The sequence below is a fragment of the Pseudomonas sp. TAE6080 genome (genome assembly GCF_018732265.1).
GTDB classification, from domain to species: Bacteria; Pseudomonadota; Gammaproteobacteria; order Pseudomonadales; family Pseudomonadaceae; genus Aquipseudomonas; species Aquipseudomonas brenneri.
Window position 1 is genome coordinate 56549 of record NZ_JAHIDY010000002.1, and the last position, 24462, is coordinate 81010.

At 61.2% G+C, this 24462-nt stretch carries 23 protein-coding genes; 8 read left to right on the forward strand and 15 right to left on the reverse strand.

The features are described 5' to 3' along the window. Window positions 1-68 precede the first annotated feature (68 nt). From KL786_RS02680 to glnK, 3 genes are all read right to left on the reverse strand, one after another. Window positions 69-266 carry a YjbQ family protein gene (locus tag KL786_RS02680; RefSeq protein ID WP_215516652.1) on the reverse strand — a complete coding sequence of 66 codons (198 nt, stop codon included), beginning with the start codon at window positions 264-266 and terminating at the stop codon, window positions 69-71. 214 nt (window positions 267-480) lie between these two features. Then, window positions 481-1818 carry an ammonium transporter gene (locus tag KL786_RS02685; RefSeq protein ID WP_032856882.1) on the reverse strand — a complete coding sequence of 446 codons (1338 nt, stop codon included), beginning with the start codon at window positions 1816-1818 and terminating at the stop codon, window positions 481-483. Window positions 1819-1852: 34 nt separating this feature from the next. After that, window positions 1853-2191 carry a P-II family nitrogen regulator gene (glnK, locus tag KL786_RS02690; RefSeq protein ID WP_002555808.1) on the reverse strand — a complete coding sequence of 113 codons (339 nt, stop codon included), beginning with the start codon at window positions 2189-2191 and terminating at the stop codon, window positions 1853-1855. 420 nt (window positions 2192-2611) lie between these two features. Here glnK and KL786_RS02695 point away from each other — a divergent pair, with 420 nt between their 5' ends. Both KL786_RS02695 and KL786_RS02700 read left to right on the forward strand, forming a co-directional pair. Next, window positions 2612-2872 carry an accessory factor UbiK family protein gene (locus KL786_RS02695; protein ID WP_215516653.1) on the forward strand — a complete coding sequence of 87 codons (261 nt, stop codon included), beginning with the start codon at window positions 2612-2614 and terminating at the stop codon, window positions 2870-2872. A 208-nt stretch (window positions 2873-3080) separates the two neighbouring features. Then, window positions 3081-4577, forward strand: a complete 1497-nt coding sequence (locus tag KL786_RS02700) for a YifB family Mg chelatase-like AAA ATPase (RefSeq protein WP_215516654.1) — start codon at window positions 3081-3083, stop codon at window positions 4575-4577. Here the strand turns inward: KL786_RS02700 and KL786_RS02705 are convergent. Further along, on the reverse strand, window positions 4574-5158 hold the full coding sequence (locus KL786_RS02705) for a TetR/AcrR family transcriptional regulator (RefSeq protein WP_090292413.1): 585 nt from the start codon (window positions 5156-5158) through the stop codon (window positions 4574-4576). The genes KL786_RS02700 and KL786_RS02705 overlap by 4 nt on opposite strands. A gap of 113 nt (window positions 5159-5271) precedes the next feature. Here KL786_RS02705 and KL786_RS02710 point away from each other — a divergent pair, with 113 nt between their 5' ends. Further along, a complete protein-coding gene (locus KL786_RS02710; RefSeq protein ID WP_181941695.1) occupies window positions 5272-6183 on the forward strand; it encodes an ABC transporter six-transmembrane domain-containing protein in 912 nt (303 codons plus the stop codon). A gap of 6 nt (window positions 6184-6189) precedes the next feature. On the opposite strand, the gene KL786_RS02715 is transcribed toward KL786_RS02710, so the two are convergent. Beyond that, window positions 6190-8166 carry a methyl-accepting chemotaxis protein gene (locus KL786_RS02715; RefSeq protein ID WP_215516655.1) on the reverse strand — a complete coding sequence of 659 codons (1977 nt, stop codon included), beginning with the start codon at window positions 8164-8166 and terminating at the stop codon, window positions 6190-6192. Window positions 8167-8356: 190 nt separating this feature from the next. Further along, the gene (locus tag KL786_RS02720; protein WP_215516656.1) at window positions 8357-9277 is read right to left on the reverse strand and encodes a LysR substrate-binding domain-containing protein; all 921 of its coding nucleotides are present in this window, start codon (window positions 9275-9277) and stop codon (window positions 8357-8359) included. Between the two features lie 152 nt (window positions 9278-9429). Between KL786_RS02720 and KL786_RS02725 the strand changes: the two genes are divergently transcribed. Further along, window positions 9430-10824 (forward strand): NorM family multidrug efflux MATE transporter, encoded by a 1395-nt coding sequence (locus tag KL786_RS02725; protein WP_065943608.1) that lies wholly within the window; start codon window positions 9430-9432, stop codon window positions 10822-10824. Window positions 10825-10890: 66 nt separating this feature from the next. On the opposite strand, the gene KL786_RS02730 is transcribed toward KL786_RS02725, so the two are convergent. Next, the gene (locus KL786_RS02730) at window positions 10891-12564 is read right to left on the reverse strand and encodes a putative bifunctional diguanylate cyclase/phosphodiesterase (protein ID WP_032856835.1); all 1674 of its coding nucleotides are present in this window, start codon (window positions 12562-12564) and stop codon (window positions 10891-10893) included. Between the two features lie 267 nt (window positions 12565-12831). Here KL786_RS02730 and rep point away from each other — a divergent pair, with 267 nt between their 5' ends. Together rep and KL786_RS02740 are read left to right on the forward strand one after the other, a co-directional pair. Beyond that, complete coding sequence (gene rep / locus KL786_RS02735; protein ID WP_032856834.1) at window positions 12832-14841, forward strand: DNA helicase Rep; 2010 nt, start codon at window positions 12832-12834, stop codon at window positions 14839-14841. 57 nt (window positions 14842-14898) lie between these two features. After that, a complete protein-coding gene (locus KL786_RS02740) occupies window positions 14899-15471 on the forward strand; it encodes a xanthine phosphoribosyltransferase (RefSeq protein ID WP_029289761.1) in 573 nt (190 codons plus the stop codon). 131 nt (window positions 15472-15602) lie between these two features. Here KL786_RS02740 and KL786_RS02745 read toward each other — a convergent pair whose 3' ends face one another. The 6 genes from KL786_RS02745 to dadA all read right to left on the reverse strand — a co-directional run bounded on the left by KL786_RS02745 (window position 15603) and on the right by dadA (window position 21696). Next, the gene (locus KL786_RS02745; RefSeq protein WP_215516657.1) at window positions 15603-17525 is read right to left on the reverse strand and encodes an acetyl-CoA hydrolase/transferase C-terminal domain-containing protein; all 1923 of its coding nucleotides are present in this window, start codon (window positions 17523-17525) and stop codon (window positions 15603-15605) included. Between the two features lie 133 nt (window positions 17526-17658). Continuing rightward, a complete protein-coding gene (locus tag KL786_RS02750; RefSeq protein WP_215516770.1) occupies window positions 17659-18072 on the reverse strand; it encodes a c-type cytochrome in 414 nt (137 codons plus the stop codon). A 181-nt stretch (window positions 18073-18253) separates the two neighbouring features. Further along, the gene (locus KL786_RS02755) at window positions 18254-18802 is read right to left on the reverse strand and encodes a cupin domain-containing protein (protein WP_032856831.1); all 549 of its coding nucleotides are present in this window, start codon (window positions 18800-18802) and stop codon (window positions 18254-18256) included. Window positions 18803-18918: 116 nt separating this feature from the next. Further along, window positions 18919-19992 (reverse strand): alanine racemase, encoded by a 1074-nt coding sequence (gene alr / locus KL786_RS02760; RefSeq protein WP_032856830.1) that lies wholly within the window; start codon window positions 19990-19992, stop codon window positions 18919-18921. A 77-nt stretch (window positions 19993-20069) separates the two neighbouring features. Then, a complete protein-coding gene (locus KL786_RS02765) occupies window positions 20070-20423 on the reverse strand; it encodes a RidA family protein (protein ID WP_032856829.1) in 354 nt (117 codons plus the stop codon). Beyond that, on the reverse strand, window positions 20395-21696 hold the full coding sequence (dadA, locus tag KL786_RS02770; protein ID WP_215516658.1) for a D-amino acid dehydrogenase: 1302 nt from the start codon (window positions 21694-21696) through the stop codon (window positions 20395-20397). Before dadA ends, KL786_RS02765 begins: the two co-directional genes overlap by 29 nt. A gap of 156 nt (window positions 21697-21852) precedes the next feature. Between dadA and KL786_RS02775 the strand changes: the two genes are divergently transcribed. Further along, window positions 21853-22341 (forward strand): Lrp/AsnC ligand binding domain-containing protein, encoded by a 489-nt coding sequence (locus tag KL786_RS02775; RefSeq protein WP_003206849.1) that lies wholly within the window; start codon window positions 21853-21855, stop codon window positions 22339-22341. Between the two features lie 112 nt (window positions 22342-22453). On the opposite strand, the gene KL786_RS02780 is transcribed toward KL786_RS02775, so the two are convergent. Beyond that, window positions 22454-22807: a YkgJ family cysteine cluster protein gene (locus KL786_RS02780; RefSeq protein ID WP_215516659.1), complete on the reverse strand. Its 354-nt coding sequence runs from the start codon at window positions 22805-22807 to the stop codon at window positions 22454-22456. Window positions 22808-22922: 115 nt separating this feature from the next. On the opposite strand from KL786_RS02780, the gene KL786_RS02785 reads away from it, so the two are divergent. Continuing rightward, complete coding sequence (locus KL786_RS02785; protein WP_215516660.1) at window positions 22923-24215, forward strand: NAD(P)/FAD-dependent oxidoreductase; 1293 nt, start codon at window positions 22923-22925, stop codon at window positions 24213-24215. Between the two features lies 1 nt (window position 24216). Here KL786_RS02785 and KL786_RS02790 read toward each other — a convergent pair whose 3' ends face one another. Further along, complete coding sequence (locus tag KL786_RS02790; RefSeq protein WP_215516661.1) at window positions 24217-24450, reverse strand: DUF1127 domain-containing protein; 234 nt, start codon at window positions 24448-24450, stop codon at window positions 24217-24219. Window positions 24451-24462 lie beyond the last annotated feature (12 nt).

Below are 24462 nucleotides of genomic sequence, written 5' to 3' on the forward strand. Positions count from 1 at the left end.
ATAGCCCAGCTTCACCATCTGTCGAAGGCTGCCGGAAAAAAATCAACGTCCACCGGATAACCAGTGGCTTATGCCCCATCACCATGCAAAGTGGCGAGGACTTCACGAGCACCGTCATGATCACGCTGCTCGTCCAGATAAACGCTTTGCCATGTGCCCATCACCAAGTGGCCGGACTTGACCGGCAAACTCAGTTGGTGGCTCGACAGGCTACCCTTGAAATAACCCGGGGCCTGGCCCGCAGAGTAATCAGAGCCTGTTGCCACCTACAGTTATGCGCCCATCGGCGCGCATTCTAGCGCGCTCTGGGAAAAAACAAAGTGCCGAATACGCCTACATGCCTGTAAGACATTCGCACAGTGAAAAGTACCTTGTGGATCCGATCACAAACTCGGCACAAAAAATCTCACACGCTTTCATGACAGCAAATACCAGACAAAAAAATGCCCGGCAAGCCGGGCATGTTTTTTTCAAGCGTACTTACAAGTTGTAGCCGCGTTCGTTGTGCTCCGCCAGGTCCAGGCCAACAGCCTCTTCCTCTTCGGTTACCCGCAGGCCAATGGTCAGGTCCAGCGCCTTGAGAATCACAAAGGTCACGATACCGGTATAGATCACGGTGAAACCAACGCCCTTGGCCTGGATCCAGACCTGTGCAGCGATGTCGGTCACCGTGCCGAAGCCACCGAGGATCGGGGCTGCGAACACACCAGTGAGGATCGCGCCGACGATACCGCCGACACCGTGCACACCGAAGGCATCCAGGGAGTCATCGTAGCCCAGCTTGCGTTTGAGGCTGGTGGCGCAGAAGAAGCAGATCACACCCGAAGCCAGGCCGATCACCAGGGCGCCCATCGGGCCCACGGTACCGGCGGCCGGCGTAACGGCCACCAGGCCGGCAACCACACCGGAGGCGATGCCCAGGGCGCTTGGTTTGCCGTGGGTGATCCACTCGGCGAACATCCAGCCCAGTGCCGCAGCAGCGGTGGCGATCTGGGTCACCAGCATCGCCATGCCGGCCGTGCCGTTGGCCGCTGCAGCGGAGCCGGCGTTGAAGCCGAACCAGCCGATCCACAGCATTGCCGCACCGATCAGGGTGTAGCCCAGGTTATGCGGGGCCATCGGCGTAGTCGGGTAGCCTTTACGCTTGCCGAGCACGATGCACGCTACCAGGCCAGCCACACCGGCGTTGATGTGCACCACGGTGCCGCCAGCGAAGTCCAGCACGCCCCAGTCCCACATCAGGCCACCGTTGCCGCTCCAGACCATGTGCGCGATCGGCGCATAGACCAGGGTGAACCAGATGGCCATGAACAGCAGCATGGCGGAGAACTTCATGCGCTCAGCAAACGCACCGACGATCAGCGCCGGGGTGATGATCGCGAAGGTCATCTGGAAGGTAATGAACACCGCTTCCGGGAACAGCGCCGCAGGGCCTGTGATGCTGGACGGAGTGACACCCGCCAGGAACGCCTTGCCCATGCCGCCGAAGAACGAGTTGAAGTTGACGACGCCCTGCTCCATGCCAGTCGTGTCGAACGCAATGCTGTAGCCGTAGACGACCCACAGGATGCTGATCAGACCGGTAATGGCGAAACACTGCATCATCACGGAAAGAATATTCTTGGAGCGGACCATGCCGCCGTAGAACAGCGCGAGGCCAGGGATGGTCATGAACAGCACCAATGCGGTGGCTGTCAGCATCCAGGCGGTGTCGCCGGAGTTGAGGACTGGAGCCGCCACTTCGTCTGCCGCCATGGCCAGGCTGGGCATTACGATGGACAACAGGGCTCCTAGCCCTGCGAATTTACGCAGAGTCATATTGTTTTCTCCTGGGGCGTTGGGGTTTGGCGGCTTAGATTGCGTCGGTATCGGTTTCGCCGGTACGGATGCGAATAGCCTGTTCCAGATTGACCACGAAGATCTTGCCGTCACCGATCTTGCCGGTGTTGGCCGCCTTGGTTATCGCCTCGATAACCCGATCAAGATCCTTGTCGTCAATGGCGACATCAATCTTCACCTTCGGCAGGAAATCGACTACGTATTCCGCGCCGCGATACAGCTCGGTATGACCCTTCTGCCGACCGAAGCCTTTGACCTCAGTGACGGTAATGCCCTGCACGCCGATCTCGGACAGTGACTCGCGTACATCGTCCAACTTGAACGGCTTGATGATGGCAGTGACTAGCTTCATGAAAACTCTCTCCCGAATTGGTGGACTTGCCCCAGGAAAACAAACCCGTCTCAAGTCTAAGCGCAGTGCCTGGCTTTGTAACGCATCGTCGCCTCGGCAATTGCCTTTGCGACGCCAGCTAACCGTTGGTGACGAAACATGTACCCTGGTCCGTCAGCGCACTGCATTCGTCACAGCGACTGCATCAGTGCATGGGTCATGATCGTCTAAGCAGAAACCTTGCCAGCTCCGTAAAAATCACTGAAATCAATCCGTTGCCGGCTTACGTCCACCCATGGGCCCGTGCAGCGGCCTGGATACGCACAAAAACAGTGCACCACCATTCAGGCCAATGCGCGAAAACCGTGCGCAGGGCACATGAAAAAGACTATAGGCACTGCGTGATACACTGCCGACCAACTGTTTTCCGGAATGTTTCCCATGCTCGCGCCCAAAGACCTCCTCGACGCCCTGAGCGGCCACGCCTCTCGCCTGTTCAGCGGCGACACCCCGCTGCCCCGCAATGAAATCGAAAGCCAGTTCAAGGCGCTGCTGCAAAGCGGGTTCAGCAAACTGGACCTGGTCAGCCGCGAGGAATTCGACAGCCAGATGGTGGTCCTGGCCCGCACCCGCGCGCGGTTGGAGAGCCTGGAAGCGAAGGTGGCGGAGCTGGAAGCACGGCTGAATCCCAGCGAGCAATAACACGCCGCCCCTGTAGGAGCGAGCTTGCTCGCGAAAAACCTGAGAACGCCGCGTGCATCCAGAAGCCCCGCGTTATCGTTGACGTTTTTCGCGAGCAAGCTCGCTCCTACATGGATACGTTCTGTAAAACCTGCGCACGGCATCTTCCCCTCCCTCGTCTACCCTTGAAAAACCCGCAGGAAGCGGTCGCCCATTTCAAGGATCGAGCATGTCCCTCGCCATCGTCCACAGCCGCGCCCAGATCGGCGTCGAAGCCCCTGCCGTCACGGTCGAAGTGCATATGGCCAATGGCTTGCCGTCGCTGACGTTGGTGGGCCTGCCGGAGACCGCCGTCAAGGAAAGCAAGGACCGCGTGCGCAGCGCCATTCTCAACAGCGCGCTGCAGTACCCCGCACGCCGCATCACCCTCAACCTGGCGCCCGCCGACCTGCCCAAGGACGGCGGGCGTTTTGACTTGGCGATTGCCTTGGGGATTCTCGCGGCCAGTGTGCAGGTGCCCGCGCTGGAGCTGGATGACGTGGAGTGTCTTGGCGAACTCGCCCTGTCCGGCGAGGTGCGAGCGGTGAAAGGCGTATTACCGGCGGCCCTGGCTGCACGCAAGGCCGGGCGCACACTGATCGTGCCTCGGGCCAATGCCGAGGAGGCGTGCCTGGCCTCCGGGCTGAAGGTGATTGCAGTGGATCACCTGCTGCAAGTGGTGGCACACCTGAATGGGCTGGTGCCGATCGAACCTTACAAGTCCGACGGGTTGCTGTACCTGAACAAGCCGTACCCGGACCTGAGCGAAGTGCAGGGCCAACTTGCCGCCAAGCGCGCGCTGCTGATTGCCGCAGCCGGTGCCCACAACCTGCTGTTCAGCGGACCACCCGGCACCGGCAAGACCTTGCTCGCCAGCCGCCTGCCCGGCTTGCTGCCGCCGCTGAGCGAACAAGAAGCCCTGGAAGTGGCGGCGATCCAGTCGGTGGTCAGCCTCGCCCCTTTGAGCCACTGGCCCCACCGGCCATTCCGTCAGCCGCACCATTCAGCATCCGGGCCGGCGCTGGTAGGTGGCGGTTCGAAACCCCAGCCTGGGGAAATCACCCTGGCCCATCACGGGGTGCTGTTTCTCGATGAATTGCCGGAGTTTGATCGCAAGGTACTTGAGGTGCTGCGCGAGCCGCTGGAGTCCGGGCATATCGTGATTTCCCGCGCGCGCGACCGCGTGAGCTTCCCGGCGAGGTTTCAACTGGTCGCGGCGATGAACCCCTGCCCCTGCGGCTACCTGGGCGAACCCAGCGGGCGCTGCCGTTGCACGCCGGAACAGATCCAGCGCTACCGCAACAAACTCTCCGGGCCGTTGCTGGACCGCATCGACCTGCACCTGACCGTCGCCCGGGAAAGCACCGCACTGAACCCGGCCAGGCAAACCGGCAATGACACGGCCAGCGCTTCAGCCCTTGTCGCCAGCGCCAGGGATCGCCAGCAGCAACGCCAGGGTTGTGCAAATGCCTTCCTCGACCTGACGGGCCTGCGGCGCCACTGCCTGCTCTCAAAAGTCGATGAAGGCTGGCTGGAAACCGCCTGCGAGCGTCTGACCTTGTCGTTGCGCGCAGCTCATCGGCTACTCAAGGTCGCACGCACCCTGGCGGATCTGGAGCAGGCAGACAGCATCACGCGCAATCATTTGGCCGAAGCGTTGCAGTACCGGCCGGCAGCCATGAATTAAAGCGCCCTGGGCAAATCCAGCAACAGCCCCGCAACTTCCATCACCTCCTCCAGCACAGCTTCTGCCGACTCAACAGAGGGTTTGAGCAACAGGTCATCGGTATAGCCCATCGTCACGGCAAAGATCTGGCGTGCAGCACGGCTGGACGAATCGCAGCGAAACACCCCGGTGGCGATCCCCTGCTCGATCACTTCGGCGAGCATGGCTTGCCACTGGGCATTGATCAGCAGATACGCCTGGGCCAGTTCCGCGTCATGCATCGCTTCATCCCAGGCATCCAGCCAGAGTGCCCAGCCAGCATCGGCGGTGCATGGCAGGCAGCCACGCAGGAAGCCCACCAGGGCCTCAAGCGGCGGTGCATCCGCCAACGGCGCGCGCACTTCGTCCAGTTGCTCATTGGCAAAGCGGATGAATGCTTCGCGGCGCAGTTCTTTCCAGTCGCTGAAGTAGTGATACACGTGGCTGCGGGACAATCCGGCATGCTCCGCCAGGTCGCGGGTGGAGACATCGGCAAAACCCTTGCTGCGAAACAGCTCCAGGGCAGCAGCGATGATCTGGTCTTTACGGTCGATACGCGACATGGGCAATTCCTTACGGGCACCGGCAGATAAGCGGCGCTTGCTTTTTGAGCGACTGCTCAAGGATACTTGAGCGGTCGCTCAATAGTAGCGCCTATTACTCCTTTGGTGCACCCATGCCATCCGTAACGCCACACATCCTGATCGAAGAAAGCAAGAAAATCGGCCAGCAATCCGCCAGCCAAACCCTCAAGGCAATCGCCAAGGCCTATCCCGGCAAGCTGTTCTGCACGCTGTCACTGGTCGCGCTGGAGAACGCATTGCTGCTGGCCTATCCCCTGTTTGCCGGTTTTGCGGTGGACTCGATCCTGCGCGGCGATGCCGGCAGTGCGTTGTTCTATGCGGCGGTGGTGATGGCTTTCTGGGTAGTCGGTGCCGCACGCCGGGCCCTGGATACCCGCACCTTCACCCGGATCTACGCCGATCTTGCCGTACCGGTGATTCTCAATCAGCGCCTGCAAAATCACAGCACGTCAAAGGCCGCCGCGCGGGTGGTACTGGCGCGGGACTTTGTCGATTTCTTCGAAAAACATGTGCCAATTATTGCAACGGCCTTGGTGTCCATCGTCGGTGCAGCCGTGATGTTATTGGTGATTGAACCTTGGGTTGGCCTGGCTTGTTTTGCCGCGCTGGCGATATGCATCACCCTGCTGCCGCGCTTTGCCCGTCGTAACGAGCAACTGCACGAACGGTTGAACAACCGCCTGGAGAAGGAGATCGGCCTGGTAGAGAAAGTCGGCGCCCAAACCCTGCGACGCCATTATCAACTGCTGTCGCGCCTGCGGATCTGGCTGTCGGACCGCGAGGCCGCTGCCTACCTGTTCATCGGCGCGCTGGCCGCGCTGCTGTTCATCGTCGCGATCAGCCAACTGGCCTTGTCGCCTGCGGTCAAGGCCGGCCATATCTATGCAGTGATGACCTATCTGTGGACCTTTGTCAGCAGCCTCGACGAAGCGCCAGGGATGGTTGATCAACTGGCGCGGCTCAAGGACATCGGCAAACGGGTGGACCCGGGGCTGGGGGACTGATCAGCCTTAGCGGAACCGATCCACTTCCTGGCGCAACCCTGCCGCCAGGGTCTCCAGTTCCTTGGCGGTAACGGCCAGGTTCGACACCACTTCACGCTGCTCGCTATTGGCCAGGGCGATGCTCTGCAGGTTGCTGCTGAGCAGGGTTGCGGTGCTGCTCTGCTCCTGGGTGGCGGTGGTGATCGCGGCAAACTGCTGGCCGGCCGAGCGGCTTTGTTCGTCAATGCGTGCCAGGGCCGACGCGACGTCGGCATTGCGCGACAGGCCTTCCTGCATCAGCACATTACCCTGCTCCATGGTGCTGATGGCATTGCCGGTTTCCTGCTGGATGCTCTGGATCATCCCGGAAATTTCATCGGTGGCCTGACGGGTACGCGACGCCAGGTTGCGCACTTCATCGGCGACCACCGCAAACCCACGCCCTTGCTCCCCGGCCCTTGCCGCCTCGATGGCGGCGTTCAACGCCAGCAGGTTGGTCTGGTCGGCAATCGAGGTGATCACCCCGACAATCCCACCGATTTCCTGGGAGCGCTGGCCCAGGGTATTGATCACTGTGGCCGTGCTGTTGAGTGCCGTGGCGATATGCTCCAGGGACGACGACGCCTCCTGCATCGAATCACGCCCGATGCGGGTCTGCTGCGCATTTTCCTGGGCCAGGCGTTCGGTATTGCCCATGTTGTCGGCGATGTTCAACGAGGTCGCGCTGAACTCTTCCACCGCGCCGGCCATGCTGGTGATCTCGCCGGACTGCTGCTCCATGCCTTCATAGGCCCCACCCGAAAGGCCCGACAGCGCCTGGGCACGGCTATTGACCTCCTCGGCCGCCTTGCGGATATGCGAGACCATGGTCGACAGGGCCTCGCCCATCTGGTTGAAACTGCGTGCCAACTGACCGATTTCGTCATGGCTGGACACATTCAGCCGCGCACTCAGATCACCCGCGCCCAGGGCCTCGGCCTGGCGCACCAGATCGCCCAGGGGCTGCAACTTGCTGCGCAGCAACCAGACCGCCGCGCCCACGGCCAGCAGCATCGCCAACACACTGCCGATCACCAGGCGGATACCCACCGCCCAGGTCACGGCGCGAATCTCGGCCTTGGGCATGCTCGCCACTACCGACCACGGGCCACCGTCAAACGGCACCGCAACGCTGTAGAAGTCTTCGCTCTGGTCACTCCAGAAACGTCCCTGGCCAGGTTTTTGCGCCAACTCCAGGATCACGGGCACCGCCTGCTCCAACGCCTGCACACCGGCAGGCGGCACCAGCCAGTGTTTTTGCTCGTCCAGCAGCGCCAGCGAGCCGGTCTGGCCAATGCGGAAACGCTTGAGGTTGGCGAACTGGGCGTTCTGCGCATCGGTGTAGTCAAAGCCGATAAACAACACCGCGATCACCTTGCCGCTGGCATCGCGTACCGGGCTGTACTGGGTCATGTAGGAACGTTCGAACAGCACCGCGCGGCCAATGTAGCTCTGCCCGGCGAGCAGGCGCTGGTAGGCCGGCCCCTGGCGATCCAGCACCGTGCCGATGGCGCGGTTGCCGTCCTGTTTGGTCAGGGAGGTGCTGATGCGGATGAAATCTTCGCCACTGCGCACAAACACCGTGGCCACGCCGCCGGACATCTGCTTGAACTCATCGACTTCGTCGAAGTTGTTGTTCAGCACTTCATCGCCCAGGTACAGGCTCGGGGTCTGCACCCCGGCTACGTTCACCCTCTGCTCGGGGCGTACGCTCAAACCGGCGCCGAAGCGCTTTTCGAATAGCCCGCTCAAACGCTGGGTGCTTTCGCGCAAGGTGCTGTGGAAGGTATTGAGTTGGTCGGCGAGCAAACGCGCTTCGCTGGCCAGGTGTTCTTCGCGGGTCTGCAGGTTGGCCGAATCAAGGGAACGCAGGGCAAACACGGTGCTGCCGCTGATCACGACAGCCAATATGACCGCCAGGGCAAGGCCCAGTTGCGAAGCTATGCGGGCGCGGGGTTGAGACATGACAGCTCCTGGCCGAGGCCGGATCATCCTGATCTCATAGCGCTAATCGGCGAATTTCTTGAAATAGGGGGCACGCTGGGCCGCGGCGTATTGGCGGCTCCGACACCCCTTACTTCGGCGGCCTGGATCAATACTTGAGCAAATCACAGGGGTATCACCCAAACACAGGGTTTGCGGGCGCTGCATCGATTCAGTCGAGTTGCTCGACCGCCGGCAATTCCATGGCCCGGACCTCGCTTTGCAGGAAGTCCGACAACCGGCGCAGGCGCTCACCGCCGGGACGGGTCTTCGGCCAAACCAGGTAATAGCTTTCGCCGCTGGCCACTGCGGTCGGCCACGGTAGGCTCAAGCGTCCCTGGGCGACATCTTCGGCCACCATCAGCAGATCGCCCATGGACACACCATAGCCCCGGGCAGCGGCAATCATGCCCAGTTCCAGCGTATCGAACACCTGCCCACCCTTGATCGCCACCCGCGCAGCCAATCCCGTGCGTTGCAGCCAACGTCGCCAGTCACGGCGATCCGGCGTGGGGTGCAGCAGTTCAGCGCTGGCCAGGCGCGCCACATCCCAGGGGCCATCGTTGAGCAAATTCGGGGCGCCTACCGGGATCAGCAACTCGGGAAACAGGTAACTGGCCTCCCAGTCCGCAGGAAAATGCCCATCGCTGAGCAGGACCGCGCAGTCGAACGGCTCCTGATTGAAGTCCACTTCATCGATGCTCATCCACGCGCTGGTCAACTGCACCTCATTGCCCGGCTGTAGGTGCCGGAAGCGACTCAACCGCGCCAGCAACCAACGCATGGTCAAGGTGGACGGGGCCTTCATGCGCAGGATGTCATCTTCGGCATTCAAGGTATGGCAGGCGCGCTCCAGGGCGGCAAACCCTTCACGCACGCCCGGCAGCAGCAGGCGTGCCGACTCGGTGAGCTGCAAGGTGCGCCCGCTGCGCTGGAACAGGCGGCAGGCGAAGTGCTCTTCCAGGGTGCGGATATGCCGGCTGACCGCACTTTGGGTAATCGACAACTCCTCGGCCGCGCGGGTGAAGGAGTTGTGCCGGGAGGCAGCTTCAAATGCGCGCAAGGCATACAGCGGAGGAAGACGGCGAGACATGAGGAAAACTCCGACGGCACGATCCCGAAACCCTACCAGAATCATCCTTGCATGAGTTTTAATCATGCGAACGATCGCATTTATCCCTTTGTGCAAAGCGCTGAGAGCGCCGAGAATCAACCCTTGCACCCCTTCCTGAATTATTGAGCGTGATGATCATGCAGCATCCGGCGCGTACCGAACTCTGGGCCATTCTGCGGCTGTCAGGGCCGTTGATTGCCTCACAGTTGGCGCACATGCTGATGGTGCTGACCGACACCCTGATGATGGCCCGCCTGAGCCCCGAAGCCCTGGCCGGCGGCGGGCTGGGTGCGGCGAGCTATTCGTTTGTGTCGATCTTTTGCATCGGCGTGATTGCCGCCGTGGGCACCCTGGTCGCTATTCGCCAGGGCGCCGGCGACATCGAAGGTGCCACCCGCCTGACTCAGGCCGGGCTCTGGCTGGCCTGGCTGATGGCGCTGGTGGCCGGCTTGCTGCTGTGGAACCTCAAGCCAGTGCTGCTGCTGTTCGGCCAGACCGAAACCAACGTGCAGTCGGCCGGCCAGTTCCTGATGATCCTGCCGTTCGCCCTGCCCGGCTACCTGACGTTCATGGCCCTGCGCGGCTTCACCAGCGCCATCGGCAAAGCCACGCCGGTCATGGTGATCAGCCTGTGCGGCACGGTGATCAACTACCTGCTCAACCATGCATTGATCGAAGGCATGTTCGGCCTGCCCAAGCTGGGCCTGATGGGCATTGGCCTGGTCACCGCGATTGTCGCCAACTGCATGGCCCTGGCACTGTTGTGGTACATCAAATACAACCGTGCCTACGCGGCCTATCCACTGGGCAAGGGCCTGCTGCGTCCCAACCTGCACTATTTGCGCGAACTGTGGCGCCTGGGCCTGCCGATTGGCGGCACCTATGCGGTGGAAGTCGGGTTGTTCGCCTTCGCTGCGCTGTGCATGGGCACCATGGGCAGTACGCAGTTGGCCGCGCATCAGATTGCCCTGCAAATCGTCTCGGTGGCGTTCATGGTGCCGGCGGGCATGTCCTATGCCGTGACCATGCGCATCGGCTTGCACTACGGCGGCGGTCAGTTACTCGACGCACGGCTGGCCGGGCGGGTCGGGATTACCTTTGGCGCGACGGTAATGCTGGGGTTCGCCATGGTGTTCTGGCTGTTCTCGGACCCGCTGATCGGCCTGTTCCTGGACCATGACGACCCAGCCTTCGCCCAGGTGATCAGCCTGGCCGTCAGCCTGTTGGCCGTGGCTGCGTGGTTCGAGCTGTTCGATGGCGTGCAGACCATCGCCATGGGCTGCATTCGTGGGCTCAAGGATGCCAAGACCACCTTCCTCGTCGGCCTGGGTTGCTACTGGTTGATTGGCGCACCCGCGGCCTGGTTGATGGCGTTTACCCTGGACTGGGGACCGACTGGCGTATGGTGGGGCTTGGCGCTGGGCCTGGCCTGTGCGGCGATTACCCTGACGTGGGCGTTTGAAAGAAAGATGAAGCGGATGATTGCCCAGGAACCGCAAATCGACACGGCCCCACAGCCGAACTGAAGCATGTACTCGGTCAATGTGGGAGCTGGCTTGCCTGCTCCCACATTTTTGATTGGGTTTACACAGTCAGATCACTTCACCCAACAACGCCTGTTGGCTGCTGCCAAATGTCAGGTATTCCACCAACTCCGGCAACGGCAATGGCTTGCTGATCAGGTAACCCTGGGCCTGGTCGCAGCCAAACAGACGCAACAACGCCAGTTGCTCAGGCGTCTCCACACCTTCGGCCACCACTTCCAGGTTGAGGTTATGGGCCAGGTTGATCATGGCGTGCACCAGCTTGCGGTTTTCCTCGCGCTCTTCCATGCCACCGACAAAGCTCTTGTCGATCTTGAGCAGGGCAATCGGCAGGCTGTTGAGGTGTACGAAGGATGAAAACCCGGTACCAAAGTCATCCAGGGAAAAACGCACACCCAGGCGGCCCAAGGCATCCATGGTCTGCTTGACCAGGTCGCTGCGGCGCATCACGGCGGTTTCGGTAAGCTCGAATTCCAGCCATTGCGCCTCCACCCCGCGTTCGGCAATCAGCCGGCTCAAGGTCGACAGCAACTGACTGTCCTGAAACTGGCGAAACGACAGGTTGACCGCCATGTGCAGCGCCGGCAGGCCGCGTTCGCGCAGGTCCTGCATATCGCGCAGGGCACGGGAAATCACCCAGTAGCCCAACGGCACGATCAGGCCGCTCTGCTCGGCCAACGGCACGAACTCGCTCGGCGGCAACAGGCCGCGCTCGCCATGGCGCCAGCGCACCAGGGCTTCGAGGCCGACGATATGCCCATCGTCCAGGTCCAGGCGCGGTTGGTAATGCAGCTCCAGTTCGTCACGGCGCAGCGCCCGGCGCAGTTCGCTTTCCAGGTCGGCAAGGCTGCGGGCATTGCGGTTAATACGCTCGTTGAAGATATGAAAGGTGCAGCCCTGGGTGCTCTTGGCCTGTTGCATGGCGATATGCGCGTGCCACATCAACGGGTCGGCGCCGGCCTTGGCGCGGGCGTGGGCCACACCGAGGCTGCAACCGATCAGCAGGCTCTCGCCGTCGACCCAGTAAGGTTCGGCCATGGCCTCGGTGATACGTTCGGCCATCCACTCGGCGCGTTGCGGCGCGCGACGGGTGTCGATCAGCAAGGCAAATTCGTCACTGCCCAGGCGCGCCAGTTGGTCGCCGGCTTCAAGCTGGCTCTTGAGCCGCGAGACCACTTGCAGGATCAGCCGGTCGCCCGCCTGGTGGCCGAGGGCATCGTTGGCGTGACGAAAGTTGTCCAGGTCCAGGTGACCGAGGGCCAGGCCCCGCCCGTCGTTTTCCGCCAGGCGTGCGGCCAGCAGGGTCTGGAACCCCTGGCGATTGGCGATGCCAGTCAGCGGATCTTGTTCGGCCAGGCGTTGCAGGGTGTTTTCCAGCAAGCCGCGCTCGCGCACATGGCGCAGGCAGCGGCGCACCGTATCGACATCAAACGCACCGAGGATCAGCCAGTCACTGGCGCCCAGCGGCGCAACCAGCGGCTCCTGCTCCAGCAGCAAGACGGTCGGCAGGCTGCAACGGCCCGGGCCGGGTTGCAGGCTGGGGGTGGTCAGCAAGACGGCCGTGCGGTCGTCATCGAACAGGCTGCTCACCGACTCCCAGTTTGGCGCACTGATCAGCACTGCCCCGTCGCCCATCGGCGCCAGGCACTCGCGCAACAACGCTGCCCACGTAGGCGTATCGGCCAATAGCAGCAAACGCAAGGGTTCGACAGGCGTAGACAAGCTAGCTCCCTAGACTGTGCAAGATTTCGTTGGCGGCGGGCATTATGACGTGCAGCCTGATAATCACCAATGATATTGGTTATCAAATACGCGCAGTGCGGCTCTAGATCGAACGATAGACCCAAAAACCCCGCACATCCTGCGTCAAAGTAACAAAAGCGGCAAATTTAGATCGAGTGGTACGTCACACTGTCGTTCAGAGGCAGCAGAATCTTGCCAGCCTGTTAAAATGCCCGCCCTTTTGAACAATGACTCCCAAAATTCCGTATGTCCCGACTCAATCCCCGGCAGCAAGAAGCCGTGAACTACGTCGGCGGCCCTCTATTGGTGCTCGCCGGTGCTGGCTCCGGCAAAACCAGCGTGATCACCCGCAAGATCGCGCACTTGATCCAGAACTGTGGCATCCGTGCCCAGTACATCGTCGCCATGACCTTTACCAACAAGGCCGCGCGCGAGATGAAAGAGCGCGTCGGCACCCTGCTCAAGGGTGGCGAAGGCCGCGGCCTCACCGTGTGTACCTTCCACAACCTGGGGCTGAACATCATCCGCAAGGAGCATGCGCGGCTGGGCTACAAGCCGGGCTTCTCGATCTTTGACGAGACCGACGTCAAGGCCCTGATGACCGACATCATGCAGAAGGAATACGCGGGCGACGACGGCGTCGACGAGATCAAGAACATGATCGGCGCCTGGAAAAACGACCTGATCCTGCCCCCCGAAGCCCTGGAAAACGCACGCAACCCCAAGGAACAGACCGCCGCCATCGTCTACACCCACTACCAGCGCACGCTCAAGGCGTTCAATGCGGTGGACTTCGACGACTTGATCCTGCAGCCGGTCAAGCTGTTCCAGGAACACGCCGACATCCTCGAAAAGTGGCAGAACAAGGTGCGCTACCTGCTGGTGGACGAATACCAGGACACCAACGCCAGCCAGTATTTGCTGGTGAAGTTGCTGATCGGTACGCGCAACCAGTTCACTGTGGTCGGCGACGACGACCAGTCGATCTACGCCTGGCGCGGTGCGCGCCCGGAAAACCTGATGCTGCTCAAGGTCGACTACCCGTCCTTGAAAGTGGTGATGCTGGAGCAGAACTACCGCTCCACCAGTCGTATCCTGCGTTGCGCCAACGTGCTGATCTCCAACAATCCCCACGAGTTTGAGAAACAACTGTGGAGCGAGATGGGCCATGGCGACGAAATCCGCGTGATCCGCTGCCGCAACGAAGATGCCGAAGCCGAGCGCGTGGCCGTCGAGTTGCTGACCTTGCACCTGCGCACCGACCGCCCCTACAGCGACTTCGCCATCCTGTATCGCGGCAACTACCAGGCCAAGCTGATCGAGCTGAAGTTGCAGCACCACCAGATTCCGTATCGCCTGTCGGGCGGCAACAGCTTTTTCGGACGCCAGGAAGTAAAGGATCTGATGGCCTACTTCCGGTTGATCGTGAACCCGGACGATGACAACGCCTTCCTGCGTGTGATCAACGTGCCGCGCCGGGAAATCGGCTCCACGACCCTGGAAAAACTCGGCAACTACGCCACCGAGCGCAAGATCTCGATGTACGCCGCCACCGACGAAATCGGCCTGGGCGAGCACCTGGACACGCGCTTCACCGATCGCCTGTCGCGCTTCAAGCGCTTTATGGACAAGGTGCGCGAGCAGTGTGCCGGCGAAGACCCGATCAGCGCCCTGCGCAGCATGGTCATGGACATCGACTATGAAAACTGGCTGCGCACCAACAGTTCCAGCGACAAGGCCGCGGATTACCGCATGGGCAACGTCTGGTTCCTGATCGAAGCGTTGAAGAACACCCTGGAAAAAGACGAAGACGGCGAAATGACCGTCGAAGACGCGATCGGCAAGCTGGTCCTGCGCGACATGCTTGAACGTCAGCAGGAAGAAGAAGATGGCGCCGAAGGCGTGCAGATGATGACCTTGCATGCGTCCAAGGGCCTGGAATTCCCCTATGTGTTCATCATGGGCATGGAAGAGGAAATCCTCCCACACCGCTCCAGTATCGAAGCCGACACCATTGAAGAAGAACGGCGCCTGGCCTACGTAGGCATTACCCGCGCTCGCCAGACCCTGGCCTTCACCTTTGCGGCCAAGCGCAAGCAATACGGCGAGATCATCGACTGCGCCCCGAGCCGCTTCCTCGATGAACTGCCACCGGACGATTTGGCCTGGGAAGGCAACGACGACACCCCGACTGAAGTCAAGGCGGTACGCGGCAACACCGCCCTGGCAGATATACGCGCGATGCTAAAGCGCTAGAATCGACTACTTTTTAATCTACTTTCGGCGCCCCTTGCGCCACCAGAGGAAGCTTTTGTGGAAGCACTGCACAAGAAAATTCGCGAAGAAGGCATCGTGCTTTCCGACCAGGTACTCAAGGTCGACGCCTTTCTGAACCATCAGATCGACCCGGCGCTGATGAAGCTGATCGGCGACGAATTCGCCGCGCTGTTCAAGGACTCGGGGATCACCAAGATCGTCACCATCGAAGCCTCGGGCATCGCGCCGGCGATCATGACCGGCCTTAACCTCGGCGTGCCGGTGATTTTCGCCCGCAAGCAACAGTCCCTGACCCTGACGGAAAACCTGCTGTCGGCGACGGTGTATTCCTTCACCAAGAAAGTCGAAAGCACCGTGGCGATTTCCCCGCGCCACCTGACCAGCAGCGATCGCGTGCTGGTGATCGATGACTTCCTGGCCAACGGCAAGGCATCCCAGGCGCTGATTTCTATCATCAAACAGGCCGGCGCCACCGTGGCGGGCCTGGGGATTGTGATCGAGAAGTCGTTCCAGGGTGGCCGTGCGGAGTTGGATGCCCAGGGTTATCGGGTCGAGTCGCTGGCGCGGGTGAAGTCCCTGGCCGGTGGGGTCGTGACCTTCATCGACTGAAGGTGAGCGAGCACAGTTAAAAATGTGGGAGCTGGCTTGCCTGCGATAGCGCCGTGTCAGGCGACAGAGATGTCGACTGTCAGGCCCTCATCGCAGGCAAGCCAGCTCCCACATTTGCCTTGTGTTACCTGTCAGCGTGCGGTGGCCTGTAGGCCAGCAAGCAATAGGCGCTGATACAGATCCTCTTTAAACCCCTCAGGCTTATCCAGGCGCATGCGCACCAAATGCCCGGGAAACGCCGCAGGCTCCGGCGCATCCAGCGCCGCCTTGCCCAACTCCAGAATCTCCGTCAGCTTGAATTTGCTCTTGAGCCAATTCAACGCCCGCAACAAATCCCGCTCTTCATCACTGAAGTCACTGCCCAGCGGATACTCCGGAAACAGCCTTGAATGCCGCGCCTGCACCGCCTGCAAACGCTCGGGCGTATTGTCGGCAAAGCGTGGGTCGAGTTCAAAATCCTTGGGCAACTTGCCGGCTTTTTGCGCCTGTTCGATCAAGTCGGCCTGGAACCGTGAGTCGGTGATATTGAGCAGCGCCTCGATCACCTTGGCGTCGGTCTGACCACGTAGGTCAGCGATGCCGTATTCCGTGATCACGATATCGCGCAGGTGCCGTGGAATCGTGCAATGGCCGTATTCCCAGACAATATTGGAGCTGACCTCGCCAGCCGATTCACGCCAGCTGCGCAGGATCAGGATCGAGCGCGCGCCTTCCAGCGCATGACCCTGGGCGACAAAGTTGTATTGCCCGCCCACACCGCTGAGCACGCGGCCGTCTTCCAGTTGGTCGGCAACGCCTGCACCCAGCAAGGTCACCATAATCGCGCTGTTGATAAACCGCGCATCCACGCGCTGCAAACGCTTGAGTTCTTCCTGCCCATACAGCTCGTTGATATAGCTGATGCGGGTCATGTTGAATGCCTGGCGCTTGGCGTGAGTCATTTCCTGCAAGCGCTGGTAAAAACTGCGTGGTCCCAGGAAGAAACCGCCATGGATCGACACGCCGTCGGGCTGTGCGGCATCGTCCAGCAGGCCCGCGTTGGCCTGCGTCTGTGTCGCCACATCGGCGTAGACCTTGCGCCGCACAATCCCGGCATCGGCCAGCACCAGCAGGCCGTTGACGAACATCTCGCTGCAACCGTAGAGGCCCCTGGCAAACGGCTCGACCCCACCCTCACGGCTGATCAGCGGCGCCCATTGGTACACATCCAGGTCAGTGAGCAAGTGCCGGTAGCCTTCGTTATCGGCTTGGCGCGCCAGCAGCGCAGCGGTCAGGGCGTCACCCATCGAACCAATGCCGATCTGCAAGGTGCCGCCATCGCGCACCAGAGTGCTGGCGTGCAAGCCGATGAAATGGTCCTGGAACCCCACCGGCATGTTCGGCGTGGAGAACAGTGTGGTGTGGTCTTTTTCGTCGATCAGGAAGTCGAACTGGTCCATGCCCAACTCGGCGTCGCCCGGCATGTAGGGCAAGTCCTCATGCACCTGGCCGACCACCAGGATGGTCTCCCCGGCCGCGCGACGCTTGGCAATCATCGGCAACAGGTCGAGGGTGATATCAGGGTTGCAGCTCAGGCTCAGGCGATCCGGGTGTTCACTGCTGCTGGCCACCAACTGCGCGACCAGGTTCAGGCCTGCGGCGTTGATGTCACGGGCCGCATGGCTGTAGTTGCTGCTGACGTAATCCTGCTGGGCCTGGGCGCTATGCAACAGGCTGCCGGGCTGCATGAAGAACTGCTGCACGTGGATATTGGCCGGCAGGCTGTCCTTGCGCAGGGCGGCGAGGAAGTCCAGTTCGGGATAGTCGCCAAACACCCGCTCGATAAACGGTTCGAGAAAGCGCTTCTGCAAACCATCGCCCAACGGCGGGCGGCCCAGGCTCAAGGCGGTGTAGATCGTCAGTTCGCGCTCGGGCAGCTTGGCGATGCGCCGGTACAACGCGTTGGCAAACAGGTTCGGCTTGCCCAGGCCCAGCGGCATCCCCATGTGAATATGCGCAGGCAAGCGCGCCAGTACGTCGTCGACCGCTTGCTCGATTGAACACAACTGCACCATCCGACCCTCCTGAACATTCCATGAATTGGGGTTGGACCGAGCTTGCCGGGTCTTTGCTGCAATGAACAGCCTTGGCAACCAAATTGCGGGCACAAAAAAGCCGCTGGTCAGCGGCTTTTTGGCGAAGATCGGTTTATTTCAAACCAGACATCTTCTCGATCGCACCTTTGAGGTCAGCATCCGAGCAATCGGCGCACGTCCCTTTAGGCGGCATGGCATTGATGCCGGTGATGGCCTTGGCCAGGATGCCGTCAAGGCCGCCCTGGTGGTCGGCGCGCTCTTTCCAGGCTGCGGTGTCACCGATTTTCGGTGCGCCCAACAGGCCCGTGCCGTGGCAAGCGGTGCAGTGCTTGGCAATGATCTCGTCCGGCGTTTTCGCGCCGCCGCCGCCCGCTGTCACAGCGACTTCCATGCCCTTGCATTCTTCACCTTGAATACAGACCTTCCCGACGGGTTCAAGGCGCTTGGCAATATCATCATTGGTCGCAGCTTGAGCGCTGGCAGCCCAAAGGGCCAGTACGGTTGCTGGTACAGCCAGCATTTTCATAATTAGGTTCACGCGTTCACCCTCATGGTGGCTATTCACGCCTGCGGCCACGGTTTCGCAGGCGGCGAAAGTATAACGGTTAGGCCGCCTCACTGAAACAACCCTATTATCCAAGGGGAGATTCAACAGGGCGAAATGCAACTACGGGCACCTCTGCAAGGTAGGCAGGGCGCCTCTTCTGTTAAAAGTTCGCGGGTGTGGCTGCGCTGATTAGTCGCGCCGGCACATCGAACGGATTGCGAAAACGGTGCGGCTTGGTGCTTTCAAAGTAGTAGCTATCGCCGGCTTCGAGCACAAAAATTTCGGCGCCTACCACCAGTTCCAGTCGACCCTCCAACAGGATCCCGGTTTCCTCGCCATCATGGGTCAGCATTTCCTCGCCGGTGTCGGCGCCTGGCGGGTAGATTTCATTGAGAAACGCAATCGCCCGGCTGGGATGCGCCCGGCCTACCAGTTTCATGGTGACCGCGCCATCGGAGATGTCGATCAGCTCATTGGCTTTATAGACGATCTGCGTCGGTTTTTCCTGGAGGATCTCTTCGGAAAAGAACTCGACCATGGACATGGGGATGCCGCCCAGCACCTTGCGCAAGGAGCTGATGGAGGGGCTGACACTGTTTTTCTCGATCATCGAAATGGTGCTGTTGGTGACGCCCGCACGCTTGGCGAGTTCACGCTGGGAAAGACCTTTCAGTTTACGGATGGATTGCAGTCGTTCGCCGACGTCCAATGCAGGAGCCTCCTAGGATTCAGGCTTTGTTGTAATTGAGCGTTATCATGGCGACAGCGTTCAGTATTTACAACACTTTGGTCCCAATCCCGGTGAGCTTCATCTGTAGCCGACGGCTAAGCACCGGAATAGAGCCGTGGCACGCGGCGCAGGTTGCAGAAAATCTGATAGGGGATGGTCTCGGCGGCGGTCGCCACATCGCTGGCAAGAATGTTTTTGCCCCACAACTCGACGGTTGAACCCAGACCCGCCTGGGGTACATCCGTCAGGTCGATGCACAGCATGTCCATCGACACCCGCCCCAACAACTGGCTGCGCTGGCCGGCGACCAGTACCGGCGTGCCGGTCGGCGCATGCCGTGGATAACCGTCGGCATAACCCATGGCAACCACACCGATACGCATCGGCTTGGGCGTCACGAATCGCGCGCCGTAACCCACTGGCTCGCCCGCCGGTAATTCGCGCACGCAGATGACTTTCGACTCCAGGGTCATCACCGGCTGCAAACGCGCGGCAACCGCCTGGTCCTCGCCGAAGGGCGTCGCACCGTAAAGCATGATGCCGGGGCGTACCCAGTCGCTGGAAACGCTCGGCCAACCCATCACAGACGGCGAGTTGCGCAGGCTGACCTGGGCCGCCAAGCCCTGGCGCGCTGCCTCGAATACCGCGACCTGTTCATCGCTGCTCGCGCAGTCCAGCTCATCGGCACGGGCGAAGTGGCTCATCAACACGATCTTGGCCACTTTGCCACTGGCCAGCAGGCGCTGGTAAGCGTCGTGATAATCCTTGGGATGCAAGCCAACCCGGTGCATGCCCGAATCCAGCTTCAACCACACCGTCAGCGGCTTGCTCAGGCGCGCCTGTTCAATCGCTTCCAGCTGCCACAACGAATGCACCACGCACCAGAAGTCATGCTCGATGATCAGCGGCAGTTCGTCGGCCTCGAAGAACCCTTCGAGCAACAACACCGGCCCACCAACTCCGGCAGCGCGCAGTTCCAGCGCTTCCTCGATACAGGCCACGGCAAAACCGTCGGCCTGGTCTTCCAGGGCCTGGGCCACGCGCACGGCGCCATGGCCGTAGGCGTCGGCCTTGATCACGGCAAGGGCCTTGGCCCCGGTCAGTTCGCGGGCCAATTGGTAGTTGTGGCGCAGGGCTTGTAGGTCGATCAGGGCACGGGCAGGACGCATGGCGGCAGGCTTCTAGGCGGCGGTAGGAAGAAAAAACCGGTACCGACCGACAGCGCCGGCACCGGAAGAGGGATCGTTTAAGGCAGAGCGGCCACGACAGACAGCTCGACCAGGATTTCTGGCTCACACAGTTTCGACTCAACCGTGGCACGGGCGGGTGCGACGCCTTTTGGCAGCCACTTGTCCCATACCGCGTTCATGCCGGCAAAGTCGGCGTCGATGTCTTTGAGGTAGATCGTCACCGACAGCAACTTGGTTTTGTCGGTACCGGCCAGATCCAGCAAACGCTCGATATTGGCCAGGGTTTCACGGGTCTGCTGTTCAATCCCGGCACTCATGTCGTCGCCGACCTGCCCTGCCAGATACACGGTACCGCTGTGGACAACGATCTGGCTCATGCGCTCATTGGTGAGCTGGCGCTGGATTGACATGTTTTGTGGACTCCTGAGGGCTGCCATAACGGGAAATATCAAGGCCTGCGGCACTGATCTGCGGGGTTTTCTTGGCCATCAGGTCCGCCAGCAAGCGACCAGAGCCACAGGCCATGGTCCAGCCGAGGGTGCCGTGGCCGGTATTCAAGAACAGATTCTTGAACGGGGTGGCGCCGACAATTGGCGTACCGTCCGGGGTGGTCGGGCGCAGGCCGGTCCAGAACGTCGCTTCACTCAAGTCACCGCCCTGAGGATAAAGGTCGTTGACGATCATCTCCAGGGTTTCGCGCCGGCGTGGGTTCAGCGACAGGTCAAAACCGGCTATTTCAGCCATGCCGCCAACCCGGATGCGGTTGTCGAAGCGAGTGATCGCGACCTTGTAGGTTTCGTCGAGAATGGTCGAGGTCGGGGCCATCGCCGGGTTGGTGATCGGCACGGTCAGGGAGTAACCCTTGAGCGGATACACCGGCGCCTTGATCCCCAGCGGCTTGAGCAGCTGTGGCGAGTAACTGCCCAGGGCCAGCACGTAGCGGTCAGCGGTTTCCAGCTTGCCGTCGATCCACACCCCGTTGATACGATCACCGGCGTGGTCCAGGCGCTGAATGTCCTGCTCGAAACGGAACTCAACGCCCAACTGCTTGCACATATCGGCCAGGCGCGTGGTGAACATCTGGCAGTCGCCGGTCTGGTCATTGGGCAGGCGCAAGGCACCGGCCAGGATATCCGTGACGCTGGCCAGGGCCGGCTCGACGCGGGCGATACCGGCACGGTCGAGCAGCTCGAACGGTACGCCGGACTCTTTGAGCACGGCAATATCCTTGGCCGCACCATCCAGTTGTGCCTGGGTGCGGAACAATTGGGTAGTACCCAGGCTACGGCCTTCGTAGGCAATGCCGGTTTCAGCGCGCAGTTCATCGAGGCAGTCGCGGCTGTACTCGGACAGACGCACCATGCGCTCCTTGTTCACCGCATAGCGATTGGCGGTGCAGTTGCGCAGCATCTGCGCCATCCACAAGTACTGGTCGATATCGGCCGTGGCCTTGATCGCCAGTGGCGCATGGCGCTGCAGCAGCCACTTGATAGCCTTGAGCGGTACGCCCGGCGCGGCCCATGGCGACGCATAGCCGGGCGAGACCTGGCCGGCGTTGGCGAAGCTGGTCTCCATTGCAACGGCCGGCTGACGGTCGACCACGACCACCTCAAAACCGGCACGCGCCAAATAGTAGGCACTGGCCACACCAATGACACCGCTACCCAAGACCAAAACGCGCATTTTTATATCCTCATCACGGCTTGACCGCTGACGTTTGTTGTTCAGCACAAAGATGTGGGCAGTATAAAAAGCAATGACCAGTGCATTTCACTATATAAGTGCCTATATTTGGCGACAATTCTCGGCAAAAACCCTTTTCACGGAGGAGCATCCCCTATGCGGACCAATACCCAGACCAAGCGGGAGCTGGACAAGATCGACCGCAACATCCTGCGCATCCTGCAAGCGGACGGGCGGATTTCGTTTACCGAGCTGGGGGAAAAGGTAGGGCTGTCGACCACGCCCTGCACCGAACGGGTCCGGCGCCTGGAGCGCGAGGGGATCATCATGGGCTACAACGCCCGCCTCAATCCGCAGCACTTGAAGGGTAGCCTGCTGGTGTTTGTCGAGATCAGCCTCGACTACAAATCCGGCGATACCTTCGAAGAATTCCGACGTGCTGTGCTGAAACTGCCCCATGTGCTGGAGTGCCACCTGGTTTCAGGGGATTTCGACTACCTGGTGAAGGCGCGGATTTCCGAGATGGCTTCGTACCGCAAACTGCTGGGCGACATCCTGCTCAAGCTGCCCCATGTACGCGAGTCCAAGAGCTATATCGTGATGGAAGAGGTGAAGGAGAGCCTGAACCTGCCGATCCCGGATTGATCCTGTGGGAGCTGGCTTGCCTGCGATAGCGATCAACCGGCCGCCATTTTCATTGCCTGGCACACCGTTATCGCAGGCAAGCCAGCTCCCACCTTTTGACCGAGTACATCTGTCAGACCAGCACCTGCCGGGTGGTCGCCATGTACTCGTGGATCTGCTTCTCCACCCGCGGGTGAATCAGTTCCACCGGGCCACGGTTGTTGGGGCATGGCAGGCTGGGCGTAGTACCAAACAACCTACAGATCAATGGGCGCTCGTCGTACACCGTGCAACCGTTGGGCCCCAGGTGTACACAGTTCAGCTCATCCATGGCCGCTTCCTGCTCGGGTGCGGTCTTGCGCGGCAGGCGCGACATTTCCTCGGTGGATGTAGTCACCGGCCCACAGCAATCATGGCAACCCGGCACACACTCAAACGAAGGAATCTGCCGGCGCAGCGCGTTGACTTTCTGGCTGTTGCAACTCATCGAAACCCATACCGAACGGCGAATAGGCGTGAATTTTGCCCTAAAAGCCCCGAGTGAGACAGCTTCACCCGACCGCTGTATCCTGCGTCAAATTTTCCAGACACGGATGCTCCCCATGACCGCCAGCGCCCGGCACACCGCTTCCTACTACGCCGCCAGCAGCCTGCCGCAACCCGATTACCCGGCCTTGGCGGGCGAAGTCGTCGCCGATGTGTGCGTGGTGGGCGGCGGGTTCTCTGGGTTGAATACGGCCCTGGAGTTGGCTGAACGCGGGTTTAGCGTGGTGCTGCTGGAGGCGCGCAAGATCGGCTGGGGCGCCAGCGGGCGCAATGGCGGGCAGTTGATTCGTGGCGTCGGCCATGGCCTCGATCAGTTTGCCAATGTGGTCGGCACCGAAGGCGTGCGGCAGATGAAATTAATGGGCCTGGAAGCCGTGGAAATCGTGCGCCAGCGGGTCGAGCGCTTCCAGATTGAATGCGACCTGACCTGGGGTTACTGCGACCTGGCCAACAAGCCCCGCGACCTGCAAGGCCTGGCCGCCGATGCCGAGGAGTTGCACGACCTGGGTTATCGCCATGAACTGCGCCTGCTGCAAGCCGGGGAAATGCGCAGTGTGATCGGGTCCGACCGTTACGTGGGCGGCATGATCGACATGGGCTCCGGCCACCTGCACCCGCTGAACCTGGCCCTCGGTGAAGCCGCCGTCGCCCAGCAGTTGGGCGCACGGCTGTTTGAACAGTCCCAGGTATTGCGCATCGACTACGGCCCTGAGGTCAAAGTCCACACCGCCCAGGGTTGCGTGCGCGCCAAGACCCTGGTGCTGGGCTGCAATGCCTATCTCAATGGCCTCAACCCCCACCTGAGCGGCAAGGTGCTGCCCGCCGGCAGCTACATCATCGCCACCGAACCCTTGAGCCCGGCCCAGGCCGCCGAACTGCTGCCACAAAACATGGCCGTGTGTGATCAGCGGGTCACAGTGGATTACTTCCGGCTGTCGGCCGACCGGCGCCTGCTGTTTGGCGGCGCCTGCCATTATTCCGGGCGTGATCCCCAGGATATCGGCGCGTATATGCGGCCGAAGATGCTCAAGGTCTTCCCGCAACTGGCCGAGGTGAAGATCGACTACCAGTGGGGCGGCATGATTGGCATCGGTGCCAACCGCCTGCCGCAGATTGGCCGGCTGGCCGACCACCCCAACGTGTACTTTGCCCAGGCCTATGCCGGCCACGGCCTGAACGCCACCCACCTGGCGGGCAAGCTGCTGGCCGAAGCCATCAGCGGCCAGCACCGTGGGCGCTTCGACCTGTTTGCCCAGGTGCCCCACATCACCTTCCCTGGCGGCAAGCACTTGCGTTCACCGCTACTGGCCCTGGGCATGCTCTGGCACCGCATGAAAGAACTGCTCTGACTCACCCGCGCCAGAACGGTTTCAAGCCTTCCTGGCGCGCCTGTTCGGCAGTCAGGCCGATATCGCGCAATTGCTCCCGGCTCAGGCCCAGCAAGGCCTTGCGCGTATGGCGACGGCGCCAGAACAGTTCCCAGCGGCTCGGATTGCCAGGCGCCAGCCCGGTCATCTCGCGTTCCTGCCCTGCTTCCAGTTCCTGACTGTGTAGCGCCAGCCGCACATCGCTCAAGCCACTCATTGTCCTGCCCCT